Source organism: Thioclava nitratireducens, assembly GCF_001940525.2.
Taxonomy (GTDB): domain Bacteria; phylum Pseudomonadota; class Alphaproteobacteria; order Rhodobacterales; family Rhodobacteraceae; genus Thioclava; species Thioclava nitratireducens.
The window spans coordinates 795,018-809,933 of sequence record NZ_CP019437.1; the positions used below are offsets into that span (position 1 = coordinate 795,018).

15 protein-coding genes are annotated in these 14,916 nt (G+C 61.3%); 10 read left to right on the top strand and 5 right to left on the bottom strand.

Annotated elements, in window-relative coordinates; translation table 11 throughout:
• The 5 genes from BMG03_RS04005 to BMG03_RS04025 all read left to right on the top strand — a co-directional run bounded on the left by BMG03_RS04005 (position 1) and on the right by BMG03_RS04025 (position 4,111).
• Complete coding sequence (locus tag BMG03_RS04005) at positions 1 to 1,692, top strand: acyl-CoA dehydrogenase (protein ID WP_075775972.1); 1,692 nt, start codon at positions 1 to 3, stop codon at positions 1,690 to 1,692.
• The gene (locus BMG03_RS04010; RefSeq protein ID WP_075775973.1) at positions 1,689 to 2,741 is read left to right on the top strand and encodes an MBL fold metallo-hydrolase; all 1,053 of its coding nucleotides are present in this window, start codon (positions 1,689 to 1,691) and stop codon (positions 2,739 to 2,741) included. The genes BMG03_RS04005 and BMG03_RS04010 overlap by 4 nt, the downstream gene beginning before the upstream one ends.
• The gene (locus BMG03_RS04015; protein ID WP_075775974.1) at positions 2,738 to 3,232 is read left to right on the top strand and encodes a DUF6173 family protein; all 495 of its coding nucleotides are present in this window, start codon (positions 2,738 to 2,740) and stop codon (positions 3,230 to 3,232) included. Before BMG03_RS04010 ends, BMG03_RS04015 begins: the two co-directional genes overlap by 4 nt.
• A 62-nt stretch (positions 3,233 to 3,294) precedes the next feature.
• Positions 3,295 to 3,429 carry an aa3-type cytochrome c oxidase subunit IV gene (locus tag BMG03_RS04020; protein ID WP_075775975.1) on the top strand — a complete coding sequence of 45 codons (135 nt, stop codon included), beginning with the start codon at positions 3,295 to 3,297 and terminating at the stop codon, positions 3,427 to 3,429.
• A 46-nt stretch (positions 3,430 to 3,475) separates the two neighbouring features.
• Positions 3,476 to 4,111 (top strand): hypothetical protein, encoded by a 636-nt coding sequence (locus tag BMG03_RS04025; protein ID WP_240504148.1) that lies wholly within the window; start codon positions 3,476 to 3,478, stop codon positions 4,109 to 4,111.
• Positions 4,112 to 4,116: 5 nt separating this feature from the next.
• Here BMG03_RS04025 and BMG03_RS04030 read toward each other — a convergent pair whose 3' ends face one another.
• Positions 4,117 to 5,139 (bottom strand): AbrB family transcriptional regulator, encoded by a 1,023-nt coding sequence (locus tag BMG03_RS04030; protein ID WP_244270988.1) that lies wholly within the window; start codon positions 5,137 to 5,139, stop codon positions 4,117 to 4,119.
• Between the two features lie 312 nt (positions 5,140 to 5,451).
• On the opposite strand from BMG03_RS04030, the gene BMG03_RS04035 reads away from it, so the two are divergent.
• From BMG03_RS04035 to BMG03_RS20630, 4 genes are all read left to right on the top strand, one after another.
• Positions 5,452 to 6,402 carry a TAXI family TRAP transporter solute-binding subunit gene (locus BMG03_RS04035; protein WP_075775976.1) on the top strand — a complete coding sequence of 317 codons (951 nt, stop codon included), beginning with the start codon at positions 5,452 to 5,454 and terminating at the stop codon, positions 6,400 to 6,402.
• A gap of 90 nt (positions 6,403 to 6,492) precedes the next feature.
• Positions 6,493 to 8,574 (top strand): TRAP transporter permease, encoded by a 2,082-nt coding sequence (locus BMG03_RS04040; protein ID WP_075775977.1) that lies wholly within the window; start codon positions 6,493 to 6,495, stop codon positions 8,572 to 8,574.
• Positions 8,571 to 8,936 carry a DUF1850 domain-containing protein gene (locus BMG03_RS04045; RefSeq protein WP_075775978.1) on the top strand — a complete coding sequence of 122 codons (366 nt, stop codon included), beginning with the start codon at positions 8,571 to 8,573 and terminating at the stop codon, positions 8,934 to 8,936. The genes BMG03_RS04040 and BMG03_RS04045 overlap by 4 nt, the downstream gene beginning before the upstream one ends.
• Before the next feature lie 137 nt (positions 8,937 to 9,073).
• Complete coding sequence (locus BMG03_RS20630; RefSeq protein ID WP_157771543.1) at positions 9,074 to 9,391, top strand: hypothetical protein; 318 nt, start codon at positions 9,074 to 9,076, stop codon at positions 9,389 to 9,391.
• Here the strand turns inward: BMG03_RS20630 and BMG03_RS04050 are convergent.
• The 4 genes from BMG03_RS04050 to BMG03_RS04065 all read right to left on the bottom strand — a co-directional run bounded on the left by BMG03_RS04050 (position 9,364) and on the right by BMG03_RS04065 (position 13,545).
• Positions 9,364 to 10,890, bottom strand: a complete 1,527-nt coding sequence (locus BMG03_RS04050) for a ferredoxin--NADP reductase (protein ID WP_075775979.1) — start codon at positions 10,888 to 10,890, stop codon at positions 9,364 to 9,366. The two genes, BMG03_RS20630 and BMG03_RS04050, sit on opposite strands and share 28 nt — an antisense overlap.
• Positions 10,887 to 11,609: an FAD:protein FMN transferase gene (locus BMG03_RS04055; RefSeq protein WP_208858030.1), complete on the bottom strand. Its 723-nt coding sequence runs from the start codon at positions 11,607 to 11,609 to the stop codon at positions 10,887 to 10,889. The genes BMG03_RS04050 and BMG03_RS04055 overlap by 4 nt, the downstream gene beginning before the upstream one ends.
• Before the next feature lie 31 nt (positions 11,610 to 11,640).
• A complete protein-coding gene (locus BMG03_RS04060; RefSeq protein ID WP_075775981.1) occupies positions 11,641 to 12,051 on the bottom strand; it encodes an FMN-binding protein in 411 nt (136 codons plus the stop codon).
• 576 nt (positions 12,052 to 12,627) lie between these two features.
• Positions 12,628 to 13,545, bottom strand: a complete 918-nt coding sequence (locus BMG03_RS04065; protein WP_075775982.1) for an STM4504/CBY_0614 family protein — start codon at positions 13,543 to 13,545, stop codon at positions 12,628 to 12,630.
• Positions 13,546 to 13,951: 406 nt separating this feature from the next.
• On the opposite strand from BMG03_RS04065, the gene BMG03_RS04070 reads away from it, so the two are divergent.
• Positions 13,952 to 14,533 (top strand): recombinase family protein, encoded by a 582-nt coding sequence (locus BMG03_RS04070; protein WP_075775983.1) that lies wholly within the window; start codon positions 13,952 to 13,954, stop codon positions 14,531 to 14,533.
• Positions 14,534 to 14,916: the final 383 nt, after the last annotated feature.

Genomic DNA, 14,916 nt, shown 5'->3' on the forward strand with positions numbered 1-14,916 from the left:
ATGACTTACCGTTCCCCCGTCACCGACATTCGTTTCATCCTCGATCACGTCGTGCCGCTCGCGCCCGTCGCCGCCACCGAGATGTTCGCCGAGGCGACCCCTGATATGGTCGAGGCGATCCTCACCGAAGGCGGCAAGCTCTGCGACGAGGTGATCGCGCCGACCAATCGCGACGGCGACCTGACGCCCGCGAAACTGGAGAACGGCGTTCTGCGCTCGTCGCCCGGGTTCAAGGAGGCCTTCGCGGCGCTTGCAGAAGGCGGCTGGATTGGCATCGCGGCGACCCCGGAACATGGCGGGATGGGCCTGCCGCAGGCGCTCAACGTCGGCTTCAACGACATGCTATCGGGCGCGAACCTCGCGCTGCAGCTCAGCCCGCTGCTGACACAGGGCCAGATCGAGGCGCTGGAGCATCACGCCTCCGACGAAATCAAGGCGCTGTATCTGCCCAAGCTGATCTCGGGCGAATGGTCGGGCACGATGAACCTGACCGAGCCGGGGGCAGGCTCCGACGTGGGGGCGCTCAAGACCAAGGCGGTGCCGAATGACGACGGCACCTATGCGATCTCGGGCCAGAAGATCTACATCACTTGGGGCGACAATGATTGCGTCGAGAATACCTGCCACCTCGTGCTGGCGCGCCTGCCCGATGCGGCGCCCGGCACGAAGGGCATCAGCCTGTTCATGGTGCCGAAGCTGATCCCGGATGCCGATGGCAAGCCGGGCGTGGCGAACTCGCTGAAAGTGGTTTCGCTGGAGCACAAGCTGGGTATCCATGGCTCGCCGACCTGCGTGATGAGCTACGAGGGCGCGACCGGCTGGCTCGTCGGCGAAGAGAACAAGGGCATGGCCGCGATGTTCACGATGATGAACAACGCGCGTCTGAACGTCGGCGCGCAGGGCATCGGCGTGGCCGAAGCGGCCTATCAGCAGGCGCTGGCCTATGCGAAGGACCGGGTGCAATTCGCGCCGATCGTGGAGCATGCCGATGTGCGCCGGATGCTCTCGGGCATGAAGGCCGAAATCTTCGCGGCGCGGTCGATTGCGCTGGCCTGTGCGGTGGCGATCGACATGGGGCGTGCGACCGGCGATGCGAACTGGCAGGCCCGCGCGGCGCTGCTGACGCCGATCGCGAAGGCCTATGGCACCGATATGGGCATCCGCGTTGCCTCGACCGGTATCCAGATCCATGGCGGCATGGGCTTCATCGAGGAGACCGGCGCTGCGCAATATCTGCGCGACGTGCGGATCACCACGATCTACGAAGGCACCAACGGCATTCAGGCGATGGACCTCGTGGGCCGCAAAATGATGGACGAGGGCAAGGCCGCCTTCCGTCTGCTGCAGGAGATCGAGGACGAGGCGCAGGGCGCACGTGGCGATTTCCCGGTACTGGCCGAAGACGTCTGGCAGGCCGCCGAGGAATTGCGCGAGCACACGGAATGGATGGTGCGCCAAGGCATGCAGGATCGTTTCGCGGGTGCCGTGCCCTATCTCGACGCCTTCGCGCGGGTGCTGGGGGGCTATTACCACCTGCGCGCCGCCATGGCCGAGGGTCGCGATTCCGCGCGCGGGCATCTGGCCGCCGTCTATATCCGCCGCCTAATGCCGGCCTATGCGGCCTCGTTGGCCGAGGCGAAGGAGGGGGCCGAGGGGCTCTACGCGCTCAGCGTCGAAGATCTCGAGGCATGAGGGGCGAGGACACCCCCGCGTCGGCGAGCGGCATCCGCTATTCTTGGGCGGAGCCGCCAGATCCGGGCGGCGCGATCGAGGTCGCACCCGGCGTGATGTGGATCCGGCTGCCGCTGCCCATGGCGCTCGATCACGTAAATTGCTTTGCGTTGGACGAGGGCGATAGCTGGGCGCTGGTCGATCCGGGCATCGACACGCGCAAATGTCGCGCGGCGCTGCAGGCGGCGATGGACGGACCGCTGGGTGGTAAGCCGGTCACGAGGGTTCTGGTGACCCATTACCACCCCGATCATATCGGGCTGGCAGGCTGGCTGCAGGAGCAGGGCGCGGAGCTGATAACCACGCGGACCTCGTGGCTGTTTGCGCGGATGCTGCAACTCGATCCGCAGGATCGGCCCGTGGCCGAGACCCTGACCTATTACCGCCGCGCCGGGATGGACGCGGCGCTTCTGGACAAACGCGCCAATGAACGCCCCTTCAACTTCGCCGATTGCGTTCATGCGATGCCGCTCGGTTTCACCCGGATCGTGGAGGGCGACGAGATCACCCTCGGCGGGCGGCGTTGGGCGGTGAAGATGGGCGACGGGCACGCGCCCGAACACGCGACGCTGTGGAGTTTGGACGACGATCTGGTCCTGGGCGGCGATCAGCTGCTCCCCTCGATCTCGGCCAATCTCGGTGTTTACGCGACCGAACCCGAGGCCGATCCGCTGGCGGACTGGCTTACCTCCTGCGCGCGGTTTGCCGAGATCGCGGAGGATCGCCATCTCGTGCTGCCCGGCCACAAGCTGCCTTTCACCGGGCTGCCGCTGCGGCTGCGTCAGATGATCGAGAACCACGAGGGTGCGCTGAAACGTCTGCGCAAGCATCTCGACACCCCGCGCACCGCTTGCGATTGCTTCCCGCCGCTGTTCAAGCGCCAGATCGACGAGAGTACCCACGGGCTTGCGATGGTCGAAGCGATGGCGCATCTCAACCATCTTTGGCACAAAGGAGAGGTGAGCCGTACCTTGCGAGAGGACGGCGCCTGGCTCTGGAGCCTGAAATGACCGAAATACGCACCACCGCCGAAGCCCATGAGGAAGCTGCCCTTCCGAATGCGAAGGTGGTGCATACCTCGGAGAACGCGCCGAAGACCGCCGAGGTCAAACCGCTTCCGCCCGAACTGGCTCGGGCGCGGCCCGAGGACAAGAGCCCGGCGCAATGGGCCTATGAGCGAGTGTTGCTCTATATCCAGAACTTCGAAGAGCAGCTGCAGGAAGACGAAGAAGTCGTGCTTGGCCTCACCGGCGGCGAGGCGGGCGTCCTGCAGATCGAGGGGATCGGTTTTTTCGATCCCGACATCCTCACTTTCTACGGCACCGACGAATACGGCGCGCGCACGCAGCTCATCCAGCACGTGAACCAGCTCAACGTGATGCTGATCGCGCAACCGAAACCCGCCGAGGACGAGGCGCCGCGGCGGATCGGCTTCCGGCTCGCCCGTGCGCTGGAGGAAGAAATTGCGCCGGAGACCAAGAACCCGCAAGACGAGACGTGACAGCCTGTCGCCGCTCGGCTAGTTTTCCCTCTGGGAGATCAGCGCAATAGGGAGAACGCGCAATGGCCGAGTACAAACCGGGCAACATGGACATTCGTGACCAAGAGAGAACATTCAACGGATTTGTTCGCTTCGTCACGGTTTCGGTGATTGTGATCATCTGTTTTCTGGTGTTTCTCGCATTGGTGAATGGCTGACGCGACCGGCGCAGCTGAGAGACACTCAGAACGGGAGATCAGGTAGATGATGCGCCTGCTTCTTGTCTGCCTGATGCTGCCGCTTTTCCTAGCCGGCTGCGGTGCAGACCACATTTACGCCTCGGATGCCGAGGTCGCCAAATATCGCTATGTTTCCGACGAGCCGCCTTCGGTCACGCTTTATACCGTGATCTCGACCAATACCGGGTCGGGCGGGCATTCGGCATTGCTGATCAACGGGCGCGAGCGGATCATCTTCGATCCGGCGGGCACCTGGAACCATCCCTGGGCACCCGAGCGCAACGACGTGCATTTCGGCATCACCGAGAAGATGCGGAAATTCTACATCGACTATCATGCCCGCAAGAGCTGGTACGTGCGCGCGCAGAAAATGCCACTGACGATGGCGCAGGCCGATCAGTTGATGGCGCGGGTGGAGCGCAACGGCTCGGTCAACAAGATGATGTGTGCGGATTCGGTGTCGAGCGCGCTGCGCGATATGCCGTGGCTGCACGATCAGATTCCCTTCACCTTCTCGCCGCTGAAGCTGTCGCGGGCGTTCGGAGAACTGCCGGGCGTCACCGAGAAGGATCATTACGACGACGATCCCGATGACAATTCGGGCGTGTTGATGATCCAGCAGCAGCCCTACAATCACGGTGACACCCAGTTCAACGAGTGAACGGGTTACACATCACCTCGCCTGCGTGACAATGCGCGGGCGAGCGCGGGGCCCGCGACCAGCACCAGCAGGAAACGGGCGATCTGCATCGCCATCACGAAGGGCACATCGACCTGCGTGCCCGCCGCGATGATCGCCACCGAATCCGCGCCACCCGGGCTGGTGGCGAGATAGGCGGTCACCGGCTCGATCCCGGCGAAATAGACCAGCCCCATGGCAAAAGCGGCGCAGAGCGCGATCAGCGCGATGATCGAGCCGAGGATGCGCGGCAGAAGCCGTGCGGCATGGCCCAGCACGGCACGGGTAAAGCGCATTCCGATGCCCCAGCCGACGACCGCGTAGCTGATCGCGAGCACGGTCTGGGGCAGGGTGATCTCCAGCAGGCCCGTGGCGCTGGCGATCAAGCCGAAGGCCATCGGCAGCAGCAGCCCGCCGCCCGGAATGCGCAGCCGCACCCCCAGAAAGCCCGCCCCGATCCCGAGCGCAAGCGACTCCGCCGCGCCGAGGAAGTCGGTCGGACCCTCCTGAGCCATTGCCGTGCCAACCTCGTCGCCCTGTGCCACGCCGAAGAGCTGCACGACGGCAGTTGCGGCGATCGCGCAGCAGGCGACACGGGTATATTGCATGACGGCGACAAGGCGCATATCGGCGCCGTAATCGTCCGACATCAGCGTCATCGCCGTCGCGGCACCGGGCGAGGAACCCCATATCGCCGTCGTCCCCGGTAACCCGCCCGCACGCGCCATCACCCAGCCGAGCGCGCTCGCCCCCAGCACGGTCGAGAGTGTCCCGGCAACGAAGATCGGCCAGTCGCGGGCGATCTCGGGCAGGATCGAGGCGGGAAGCTTCGAGGCGATCATCACCCCCACGACACCTTGCGCGGCAACGAAGCCCAGAGGCGGCAAACGCACGGCCCCGCCGCTCGCGGCGAGCGTGATCGCGGCCGCCATCGGACCCAGCAGAAACGCCGCCGAGAGATGCGCAAGGCTCAGCGCGAAGGCCAAAACTGCGGAGCTCGCAAGCAGCACGGCCCAACGCAATGCTGCGGGCCAGCGGGCGGGGGAGTATCGGAAGGGAGGCAAAGAGCGCATAGGGGCTTTGAAGAAGAAAATCATCTGTTTCCGAGCAGATAGGGCTCGTAGCGTCAAGCGCATAGCGAAATTCGAAACTTCCGCTCGGAAACCCTAATTGCGATCGAGCGCGCCGTCGTTCACGTCAAGCGGAGAATTTTCCGCTTTCTGGTTTCATCGACGTGAATTGAATTGATCCTCGCGCAAAACCCGTCACTTTGGGGCCGGTCCCGCTTTTCACTGCGGGCAATGACATATGGGAGGATTACGATGTTCCAACACATCAAGCTCGGCGCGCTCGTCGCCGGGGCGATTGCTTTGAGCGCACCCGTGGCCAAGGCCGAAAGCTTCATCAACATCCTGACCGGGGGCACCTCGGGCGTTTATTATCCGCTCGGTGTGGCTCTGTCCGAAGTCTATGGCGAGAACATGAAGGACGTGCGCGTTCAGGTGCAATCGACCAAGGCGTCGGTCGAGAACCTGAACCTGCTGCAACAGGGCCGGGGGGAGCTGGCCTTCGCACTGGGCGACTCGGTAAAGGATGCGTGGGAAGGCAATGCGGATGCGGGCTTCAAGGCCAAGCTCGGCAAGCTGCGCGCGATCGCCGCGATCTATCCGAACTACATCCAGCTCGCCGCACTCAAGGATGCCGGCGCGACCACCATCACCGATCTCAAGGGCAAGAGCCTTTCGGTCGGCGCGGCGAAATCGGGCACCGAGCTGAATGCGCGCAAGATCTTCGACGCGGCGGGCATGAGCTATGACGATCTGGGCAAGGTCGAATACCTTCCGTTCTCGGAATCGGTCGAACTGATGAAGAACCGCCAGCTCGACGCGACCTTCCAGTCCTCGGGTCTGGGCAACGCGGCGCTGAAGGATCTGTCGACCACGCAGGACGTGACCTTCGTCGAGATCCCCGCCGACATCGCCGAAAAGCTCGGTGCGCCCTACAAGGCAGGCGTGATCCCGGCAGGTACCTATCCGGGGCAGGACGCGGATGTGCCGACGGTGGCGATCACCAACATCCTCGTCACCCGCGAAGGTGTTTCGGATGAAGAGGCCTACCAGATGACGAAGCAACTCTTCGAACATCTCGACACGCTCAAGGCCGCGCATTCGGCCGCGAACGGCATCTCGCTCGAGGCGGCGGTGCAGGGTCTTCCGATCCCGCTGCATCCGGGTGCGGAGAAATACTACAAGGAGCAGGGCGTGCTGAAATAAGCCGCTAGAGCTCAGGTGAGGGGCGGCGCGCTTTTCGGGTCGCCCCTGATCGTTCGGGCCAAAGCGCCCAAACCGGGGGAGGAGACAGGCATGGACAACAAAGAAGAAGCAGCGGTCGACGCGGCGGTGCACGATCCGCTGGCTGGCGGCTTTCCGCAATCGCGCGAGGGGCGGGCGCTGTTCTGGCTCGCGGTCGCTTTCTCTGTCTGGCAGATCGCCTTCGCCGCCCATGTCATCAACCCCTCGAGCCAGATTGCGCGGGCCGTCCATGTGGGCTTCCTGCTCGCGCTCGGCTTTCCGCTGCTTGCCATCGCCCGAGGCTTCGGTCCGGTCGGACGCTCCATCGCCTATATCCTGGCCGCAGCCGGAGTCGCTGTCGCCGCCTATCAATGGATCGAATACACGCCGCTTCTGCTGCGCGCGGGTGATCCGAACACGCTCGACCTCGTGGTCGGCTGCGTGCTTCTGATCACCGTCTTCGTCGCCGCCTGGATGCTGATGGGTCCGGCGCTGCCGATCATCGCGGGCACGTTCTTCCTCTATGCCATGTTCGGCCAACACCTGCCGTCACCGTTGAACCATCGCGGCTACGCCTTCGAGCAGGTGATCGAACAGATGAGTTTCGGCACCGAAGGCATCTACGGCATCCCCACCTATGTGTCGGCAACTTATATCTTCCTGTTCATCCTCTTTGGCGCCTTCCTCGAGAAAGCCGGGATGATCAAGCTGTTCACCGATGTCTCGCTCGGTATGGTCGGGCACAGGATGGGCGGGGCCGCGAAGGTCTCGGTCCTGTCTTCGGGGCTGATGGGCACGATCTCGGGCTCGGGCGTCGCCAATGTCGTGACCACCGGGCAGTTCACGATCCCCCTGATGAAGAGCTTCGGCTACCGCTCCGCCTTCGCGGGCGGCGTCGAGGCCACGTCTTCGATGGGCGGGCAGATCATGCCGCCGGTGATGGGCGCTGTGGCCTTCATCATGGCAGAGACGCTGGGCGTCGATTACGTCGAGGTCGTCAAGGCCGCGCTGATCCCGGCGATCCTCTATTTCGCGGGGGCGTTCTGGATGGTCCATCTGGAGGCCGGAAAGCGCGATCTGCGGGGCCTTGCGAAATCCGAACTGCCGAGCCCGCGCAAGGCGCTGAAAGAGGGGTGGTATCTGCTGCTGCCTCTGGCCGTGCTCGTCTACCTGCTGTTCACCGGCTACACGCCGCTTTTCGCGGGTACCGTGGGCCTGTCGCTCACGGGCCTCCTGATTCTCGGCGGGTCGGTCGCGCTCGGCCTGCCCAATCAGGTGCTGCGTGTGATCTTCTGGATCGTGCTGGCGCTGGTCGCGGCGGCTTTCTTCGAATTCGGCATCTGGGCGGTGCTGCTGGCCATCGCGGTGCTGATCGCGATCAACGTCTTCTCGAAGGGCGGGCGCGAAACCTTGGCGCTCTGTCGTGACAGTCTTGCCGATGGCGCGCGGACCGCGCTTCCCGTCGGCATTGCCTGCGCGCTCGTCGGCGTGATCATCGGCGTGATGACCCTGACGGGGGCCGCGACCACTTTCGGGCAGTTCATCGTCGGCGTCGGCAAATCGAGCCTGTTCCTGTCGCTGATCCTGACCATGATCACCTGCATCGTGCTGGGCATGGGGATTCCCACGATCCCGAATTACATCATCACCTCCTCGATCGCGGGCCCGGCGCTTCTGGACCTCGGCGTGCCGCTGATCGTCAGCCACATGTTTGTCTTCTATTTCGGGATTCTCGCGGACCTGACGCCCCCCGTGGCGCTCGCCTGTTTCGCGGCGGCCCCCATTGCGAAGGAGAGCGGTCTGAAGATCAGCTTCGAAGCGATCAAGGTCGCCGCCGCAGGTTTCGTCGTGCCCTTCATGGCGGTCTACACGCCCGCGCTGATGCTGCAGGATGGTGGGCCACTCGCCGCCGCGATCGGCTATTGGCCAGCGGTCGCCTACATCGTGATCAAGGCGCTGCTGGCGCTGTCGCTCTGGGGTGTTGCGGTGATCGGCTGGCTGGGCCGCCCGCTGGCGATCTGGGAGCGCGCGCTGGCTATGGTCGCGGGCTTCACCCTGATCGCGGCGTTGCCGCTGACCGACGAGATCGGCTTCGCGCTCGTCGCCGCGTTCGGCGCGGCGCTCTGGCTGGGCCGCAAGCGGGCGATGGCATGAGCGCCTCATGCCTGATGGTCGGCGCCGCGATGGTGGCGCTGGCGAGCGATGGTCAGTTCTCGCTCCAATGGATGCATTCGGTCGAGCATGAGGGCTGGCGCGAACATTGGCAGGTGACCGACCATGACACGCTGCGCCTCGTCGGCGCGGCGGTGAAAGGCTCGGGTGCTGGGATGGAGCCCGGCCCGGGCGGTCATTTCGAGGATGGCTGGTGGGTTTGGACGACCGATGGTCCGGATGTGCCCACGCTGACCCTCGCGGCTTCCGGTGCCACGATCTCGGGGTGGACGCTCTGCTCGAAGAAATGCGAAACCATAGGTGCCGATCGCGAGGCCCCGATCCACATCGCACCCTGCGACTGACCGGAACTCCGAGTAGCGACCGGTCGGCCTCGACCGCGCCCTTTTTTCGTGAGTTGGCGTGAATCGTATTGTGAACGTCGTCAGAAATCGGATACGAATGATTCATATATAGATGATTGTATTCATTCATAGATTTCATGACCTATCCGTTTCAAAACGGCGCAGGGGTTAGCCAGTGCGCTGCGCTGGAGGCCGCCTGCGATATTTTTTCATCCGGGATAGTCGCCGGGCCGAATGCGCCGATGCAAACCTTCCTCAAACGAGACCTCGGCATCACCGCACGTGAACCTCTGAGCCTGTCAATGGTCCCGGGCGGACGCCTCTTGCGCGCGCCGGTCCTCTCGGCCACCGCCCGTTGGGCGGCGCAAGCCACCGTGCTCCGGCCTCGCTTCAAGCGCCTGCCGAACCTGAGGCAACTCCGCGGAGATCAAAGTCCGGAAAAGGCATCCGTGTGAATCCGCCTGCGACGGACGCCGCAATTTCGAAGTGTCTTTCGGAAGCCGGCGACCATCGCGCTCGCTCCGGACACGTAGACACGCCGTTCGTCCAGATCGGGAACGCATTCGCGTAGTTTCGTCTCGTCCATTCGGCCCTCGACCACCGTGCCGGGGAGGGTCGAGGCGTCGCCGGGGGCTCCGGAAACCGCGTAGACAACTTTCATTCCGAGTTCGCTTCGCGCGCGCGTCAGCAGCTCTCGATATGCGACCTCGTCAGCCGACCTGTTCGCGTAGACCAGCACGATATCGCGTTTCTCGCCGCGTTCGAGGAGATCGGCGATCATGCTCCGGAACGGGGTGATTCCGATCCCTCCCGCGATGAAGAGGAGCTTTTTCTCACGTTGTCGGGGCAGGACGAAGGTGCCGGCGATCTGGGAGCCATAGATCGGGTCGCCTTCCTGCATCTCCAGGAGCCCACGCTTGAACTCGCTGCCGTCGGGGGTGAACTTGACGCCGACCCGCACCGAAGTCGCCCCGGGGGCTGAAGCGATGGTGAAGGTTCTGCGATTGCCGCGCGTGTCGGATTTCGGCAGTCCCAGCGTCCAGTCGAGATACTGTCCCGCGCGGAATTTCAGGGCGCGGTCCGACTGAAAAACGAACTCGTAGCAGTTCGCTGCGATCTCCTCGACACCGATCAGCTTCATCTTGAAGCGTCCCTTCGGACTCGCGGCCCAGGCGTAGATATTGGCCACGAGGAAGGCCATTTCAGGAGAGAAATATAGCGTCCCGATATGGATGTTCGAGCAGGACAACACACCGACGATGGCTGCATAGACATGCCGTGACCAACGGCCATGGGCGGCTGTCAGGGGCTCGGTGAGCATCGCGAAGCCGGCGAAGAACAGCGGCGAGTAGAGGAGCGTTTGTTGCAGCGCCATGCCCATCATGCCCGGGGGCGTCGTCGCGATGACCGCCGCGAGGTTCGACAGGATGTAGACCGCGATCATGCCGAGGCGCTCTATCTTGTAGCCGACGAGCAGCCCGCCGAGGATCACCAGAGGCAACAGCTGCTGCGTGCCGCCGACCCACCACAAGGCCGGGGTGTTGAACCCGATCCCCGCGACGACGGCACCGAGCGCCACCGGGTTGAAGATGTGTTTGTGCCCGATCGTCAGGATGAATTTCGAGGCGATGGCTGCGAGCGACGCGAGCACGATCGCGGCGAGCGTCGTCGGGTCGGCAATATCCGCTGGCGGCATGATGAGCGCGAGGATCAGGGCCGTAATATGCACGGATTCCGAATTCGTCGGCAGCTTGAGCACAATGCTGAAAAGCCGGTTCGTGACCCATGCGCTCGCGACCGCAAGCACGAGCGACAAAAGCAGACCGGCAGGGTCGAGGAATGTCGCTCCAGTCATCCCCGCGGCAAGTCCGCCGACGAACAGGAGCCCGAGATAATAGACCATCAACCGATACATGGTGACGCCATTCAACGCACGTCTGATCAGCCTCATCATGAGAAGACAAACTCCTTGAAACCGGTCGTTTGCACGGCCGTGCCATCGCGGTGGATCTGGTAGGCTTCGACGCCCTCGAGGTCTTCGATGTAGTAAATGCCCGCGTCACCCATCGCGAAGGCCGCCGTGGCATGCAGGTCCGCGACGAGGACGTCCCTTCCGATTACGGTGATGCTGACGGGGCCTTCGATCCGGCGGGCGCGATCATGCGGGTCATAGATGTGATCGCCACGGATGTAGTTTCCCGAGGTCGCAACGCCTTGTCCCCTCGGCTTGACGGCTTTGACGATCTCCTGCGGCGCGAAAGGATTGCGGATACCGATCGACCATTCCTGTCGCGACGCATCGCGTCCGCCGACTTGTATATCGCCACCGGCGTCGATGCAGAAATCCGCGAACCCCTCTCGCTCGATCAATTGGGCCGCGCCGAGGATCGCCCATCCTTTCACGACACCCGAGGGATCGATGGTCCCGTCGTTGCGCCTTATGTCGAAATACCCGTCCGTGAACTCTCGCATGCGATGCGCAATTTCCAGCACGTCGCGCATTTGGGAACTGAGTGCGGACTCCCCGACCTCGCCCGCATTGAAGCGCGACACTTCGCTGTCCGGCCGGAACGGACTGAAGCGTATATCGACGTCGGTGAAGAAATCGAACACGCGCTCGTGAATGCCTGTGTGCCCTGAATTCGGGATGTCGAGCGTGATCGGCATTCCCATGATGAGCCGCGTCTCGACTGTCATGGCCGGGCTATTTCAGGGATTTCCGCAGCGCATCATGGACCGAGTTCAGAAAAGCCTGGCTCGTGAGCGTAGCGCCGGAGATGTAGGAGACGTTGGTATTCTGCGCCATGACGATCTCGCGTTCGAGCATCGGCAGGGCCTTGCTGTTGATATATCGGCTGGTCCTGCGATCCGTCGGTGCCCTCAGGATGTCGATGGAGGAAATTTTTCCGTTTTTCACATGGGCTTGGGCCTGCACATAGCCATAGTATTGACGGACGGGCGAACCAGTCCATGTGCCATCCTGATACTGCGCTCCGTCAGGCAGCGCCTGAGGCTGCGAGAAGCTCGAGAAAAAACCTGCCGATGCCGCGGTCGAACTTAGCAGCACCGCGAGAATACTGGCTGAAAGAGCATTTGGTAACTTCCAACGCGTCATTTTGGACCTCCTGACGTACCTTTCGTTTCCGGCCCGGTGAATTCGATCTGACGGTCGCTCAAGTGACCCGTGGCCTGTAGTAAAGATACGTGCTCGACCCCGATATTGAAGTCGCGCCCGTTCCCCTTTGCGTGAGGCGAACGTGCGTGAAAATGTGATGTGACATACCGACGGGCGCTGAGACGCGGCGCCTTCGATCAGGTGGTGGAAGACAGAAGGACCCTCTCGAAAACCCTCGCCCTAATGTGGGTCAGGATCGCGATGTAGCGCTCGGGACGCTAACGGAATTCGATTTTCGAAGGGGAAGTGGTGCTGCTGGAGAGACTTGAACTCGGGTGCGTTTCTCATAAAGCACTTGTTTTGTTGACTATTTCTAAGTGTGCGTCAAGCCCAGTGTAGCACTCCAGTGTGGTTAACTAACTACGTAATTTTCGTGCTAGCGTAAAGGTTCAGACGTAGGGCATTCAGGATAGCGCGCTGAACGGTGCGATCCATAAATGTCGAGAGGAGTGGCTCCAGCAGTAGAGCTTTGGAATCTAGAAAATCGGCTGGAGCACGATTAATTGCTAACGTTGTTCATGGTAGCGCAGCATCGCATTCGATCAGGAACTTGATGTTGATCGCGGTCATGTACAAAGCAAAGGACGTGAGGTGTTCGTCTGGGTTTTGAACACTTACCCCTTGCCCGTGCCCCGACGTTTTGTTTCGAACAGTCGGTACCCCGGACTCTAGCAGACTCTTCAAGCTGGTGAACTGTGTTTGCAAATAAGTCGGTACTAGACCATGATTGAAGCACGCTTGAAGTAGTTTGGAAGCCGTGTCATTCGGGCCAAATTGCCATTTTCTCTTCGTCAAAATAGATTTCATCGTGCTCTCGAAAGACTTCAGAGCATCTGCAATTGCTTCCTTATGCTTTCCGTCCTTGAAGTGAGAAAATGCGGAAAAAAACTCGCTTTCAGCCCCTGCAAAAAAAGGATCGGAGCTGAGTAGGTGTATCACAGGCTTAACAACGCTGCCGTGTACAAGCTTCGAGTCGATCCGAACAATTTCTTTGTCGTACTCATAGCCAAGACCCGCTTCTCGAAGCCTGTGGTTCACTTCAGCGATCAAGTCTTCTTTGACCGCTGAGTTCACGCTTTTGTCGTTTGAGACAATCCGACAGAATAGCTCCACACAATCGAGAAACTCGTCTGTGTCGCATTCGCTAATAAACTGAACAAGCTCAAGAAGATATTCGCCATCGTAAACCCGAGGGGTCAACTTTCTCAAGCCGTATTCGCGCCGCAGTGCTTTAACCAGATTTGCAAGAAGGTCTGGGTCAATCGCGAAGGTGTCGGTGCGCGATCTGTAAGGATCGTAATTTTCAGCCGCTTCCTCAAACATTTGTAGAATTTGCGTGCGCAATGTATCTGAGGCTTCGTCGTAACTAAAAACGTCGTCGGCGGGACGGTTTTTTGCCCGTTTTCTTTTTGAATATAGGTTTACAATCGCCACTATGGTTCTCTCGTTAAATTGCTGTCGCCGGGATGTAGGCGATACTGATTGTGACTGTGAGTGGTGTCAATTGTTCTTCAGGTGGCGATTGCCGTCGAAAGTTTGGGCAGAAAAATTCGACGCACTGAAATCCGCAATTGATTGGTCGCTCATCCCCCCGGTGGGAGCCATGGCTGACGCCATGGTTCATCGCACGCTGAGAAAAGCAAGTGAGCATCTGGTTCCAAGAGGAGGTGCGCTCCAAATTACAGGCGTCACCTTCTTAGCAACGCCTATTGTTCCACAGGGCACGCCGGTTTGAGACGTCTCACTCGAACCTTTGAGTGTCCCATAAGAATTGTTCTTCCAATTTGGGGCAAGGTGGCATATCAAGTCTTAGACCCAGTGAGACAGGAGTTGCATTGAAATGCTGATAGGATACGCGCGGACCTCGACCCTCGACCAGAAAGCAGGGCTGGAGGCTCAGGAACGTGATCTAATCGCCGCCGGGTGCGAGCGGGTCTTCGTGGAGCAAGTCTCCTCGGTGGACGTGGCGAAGCGGGAGAAGCTAACTGAGGCGCTTGCCTTCGCTCGTGAAGATGACACGCTCGTTGTGACAAAGCTGGACCGTCTGGCTCGCTCCGTGGCGCATCTGGTGGAAATCCTCGGGCACCTTGAGGCGAAAGGTGTAGCGCTGCGCATCCTTGCAATGGGGATCGACACTTCGACGCCCACCGGCAAGCTGATGCTTACGATCCTTGGCGGCGTCGCCGAGTTTGAGCGCGAGATCATGTTGGAACGGCAGCGCGAAGGGATCGCAAAGGCGAAGGCTGCGGGCAAGTACAAGGGCCGCGCGCCGACTGCGCGGGCCAAGGCCGACGAAGTGTTGCGGCTTCACGGCGAGGGTGTCGGCGGAACCGAGATCGCCAAGCGCCTCGGCATCGGTCGGGCAAGCGTCTACCGCATTCTGGACGATGCAAAGGAGGGGAACTCCGCCGCCTCGGCTTGATCGGTTCTTCCTTCCTTACCCAGCGTGACCGTTATCGCCAATTGCGCCTTCGGTAGAGCTCACTTGATGGGTTCAGGCTGGGTACAAATGGGCACCGCGAGCGCGTTTTTCTGTTATTTTCCAATGAACCGCATCGGATGTTTTGTTTTTTGCGTCTAAGTGTATGAAAAATATAAAAAAATACGTTGAAATGTGGTGGGCCATGCCGCATATTTCTTCGCATCAAGGCCATTTAGCCTTGTGAACTTTCCGGCTCCTTCCTTCGAGAACAGGCCGACCGCCAAGACTGATCCGCAATCCGCCCTACGGAGTGTAGGTGCGCTTCCCGCAGCAGAACACAGGCAAACAGTGCGACGTGTGCGGCTCATGGCAAAACTCTCCTG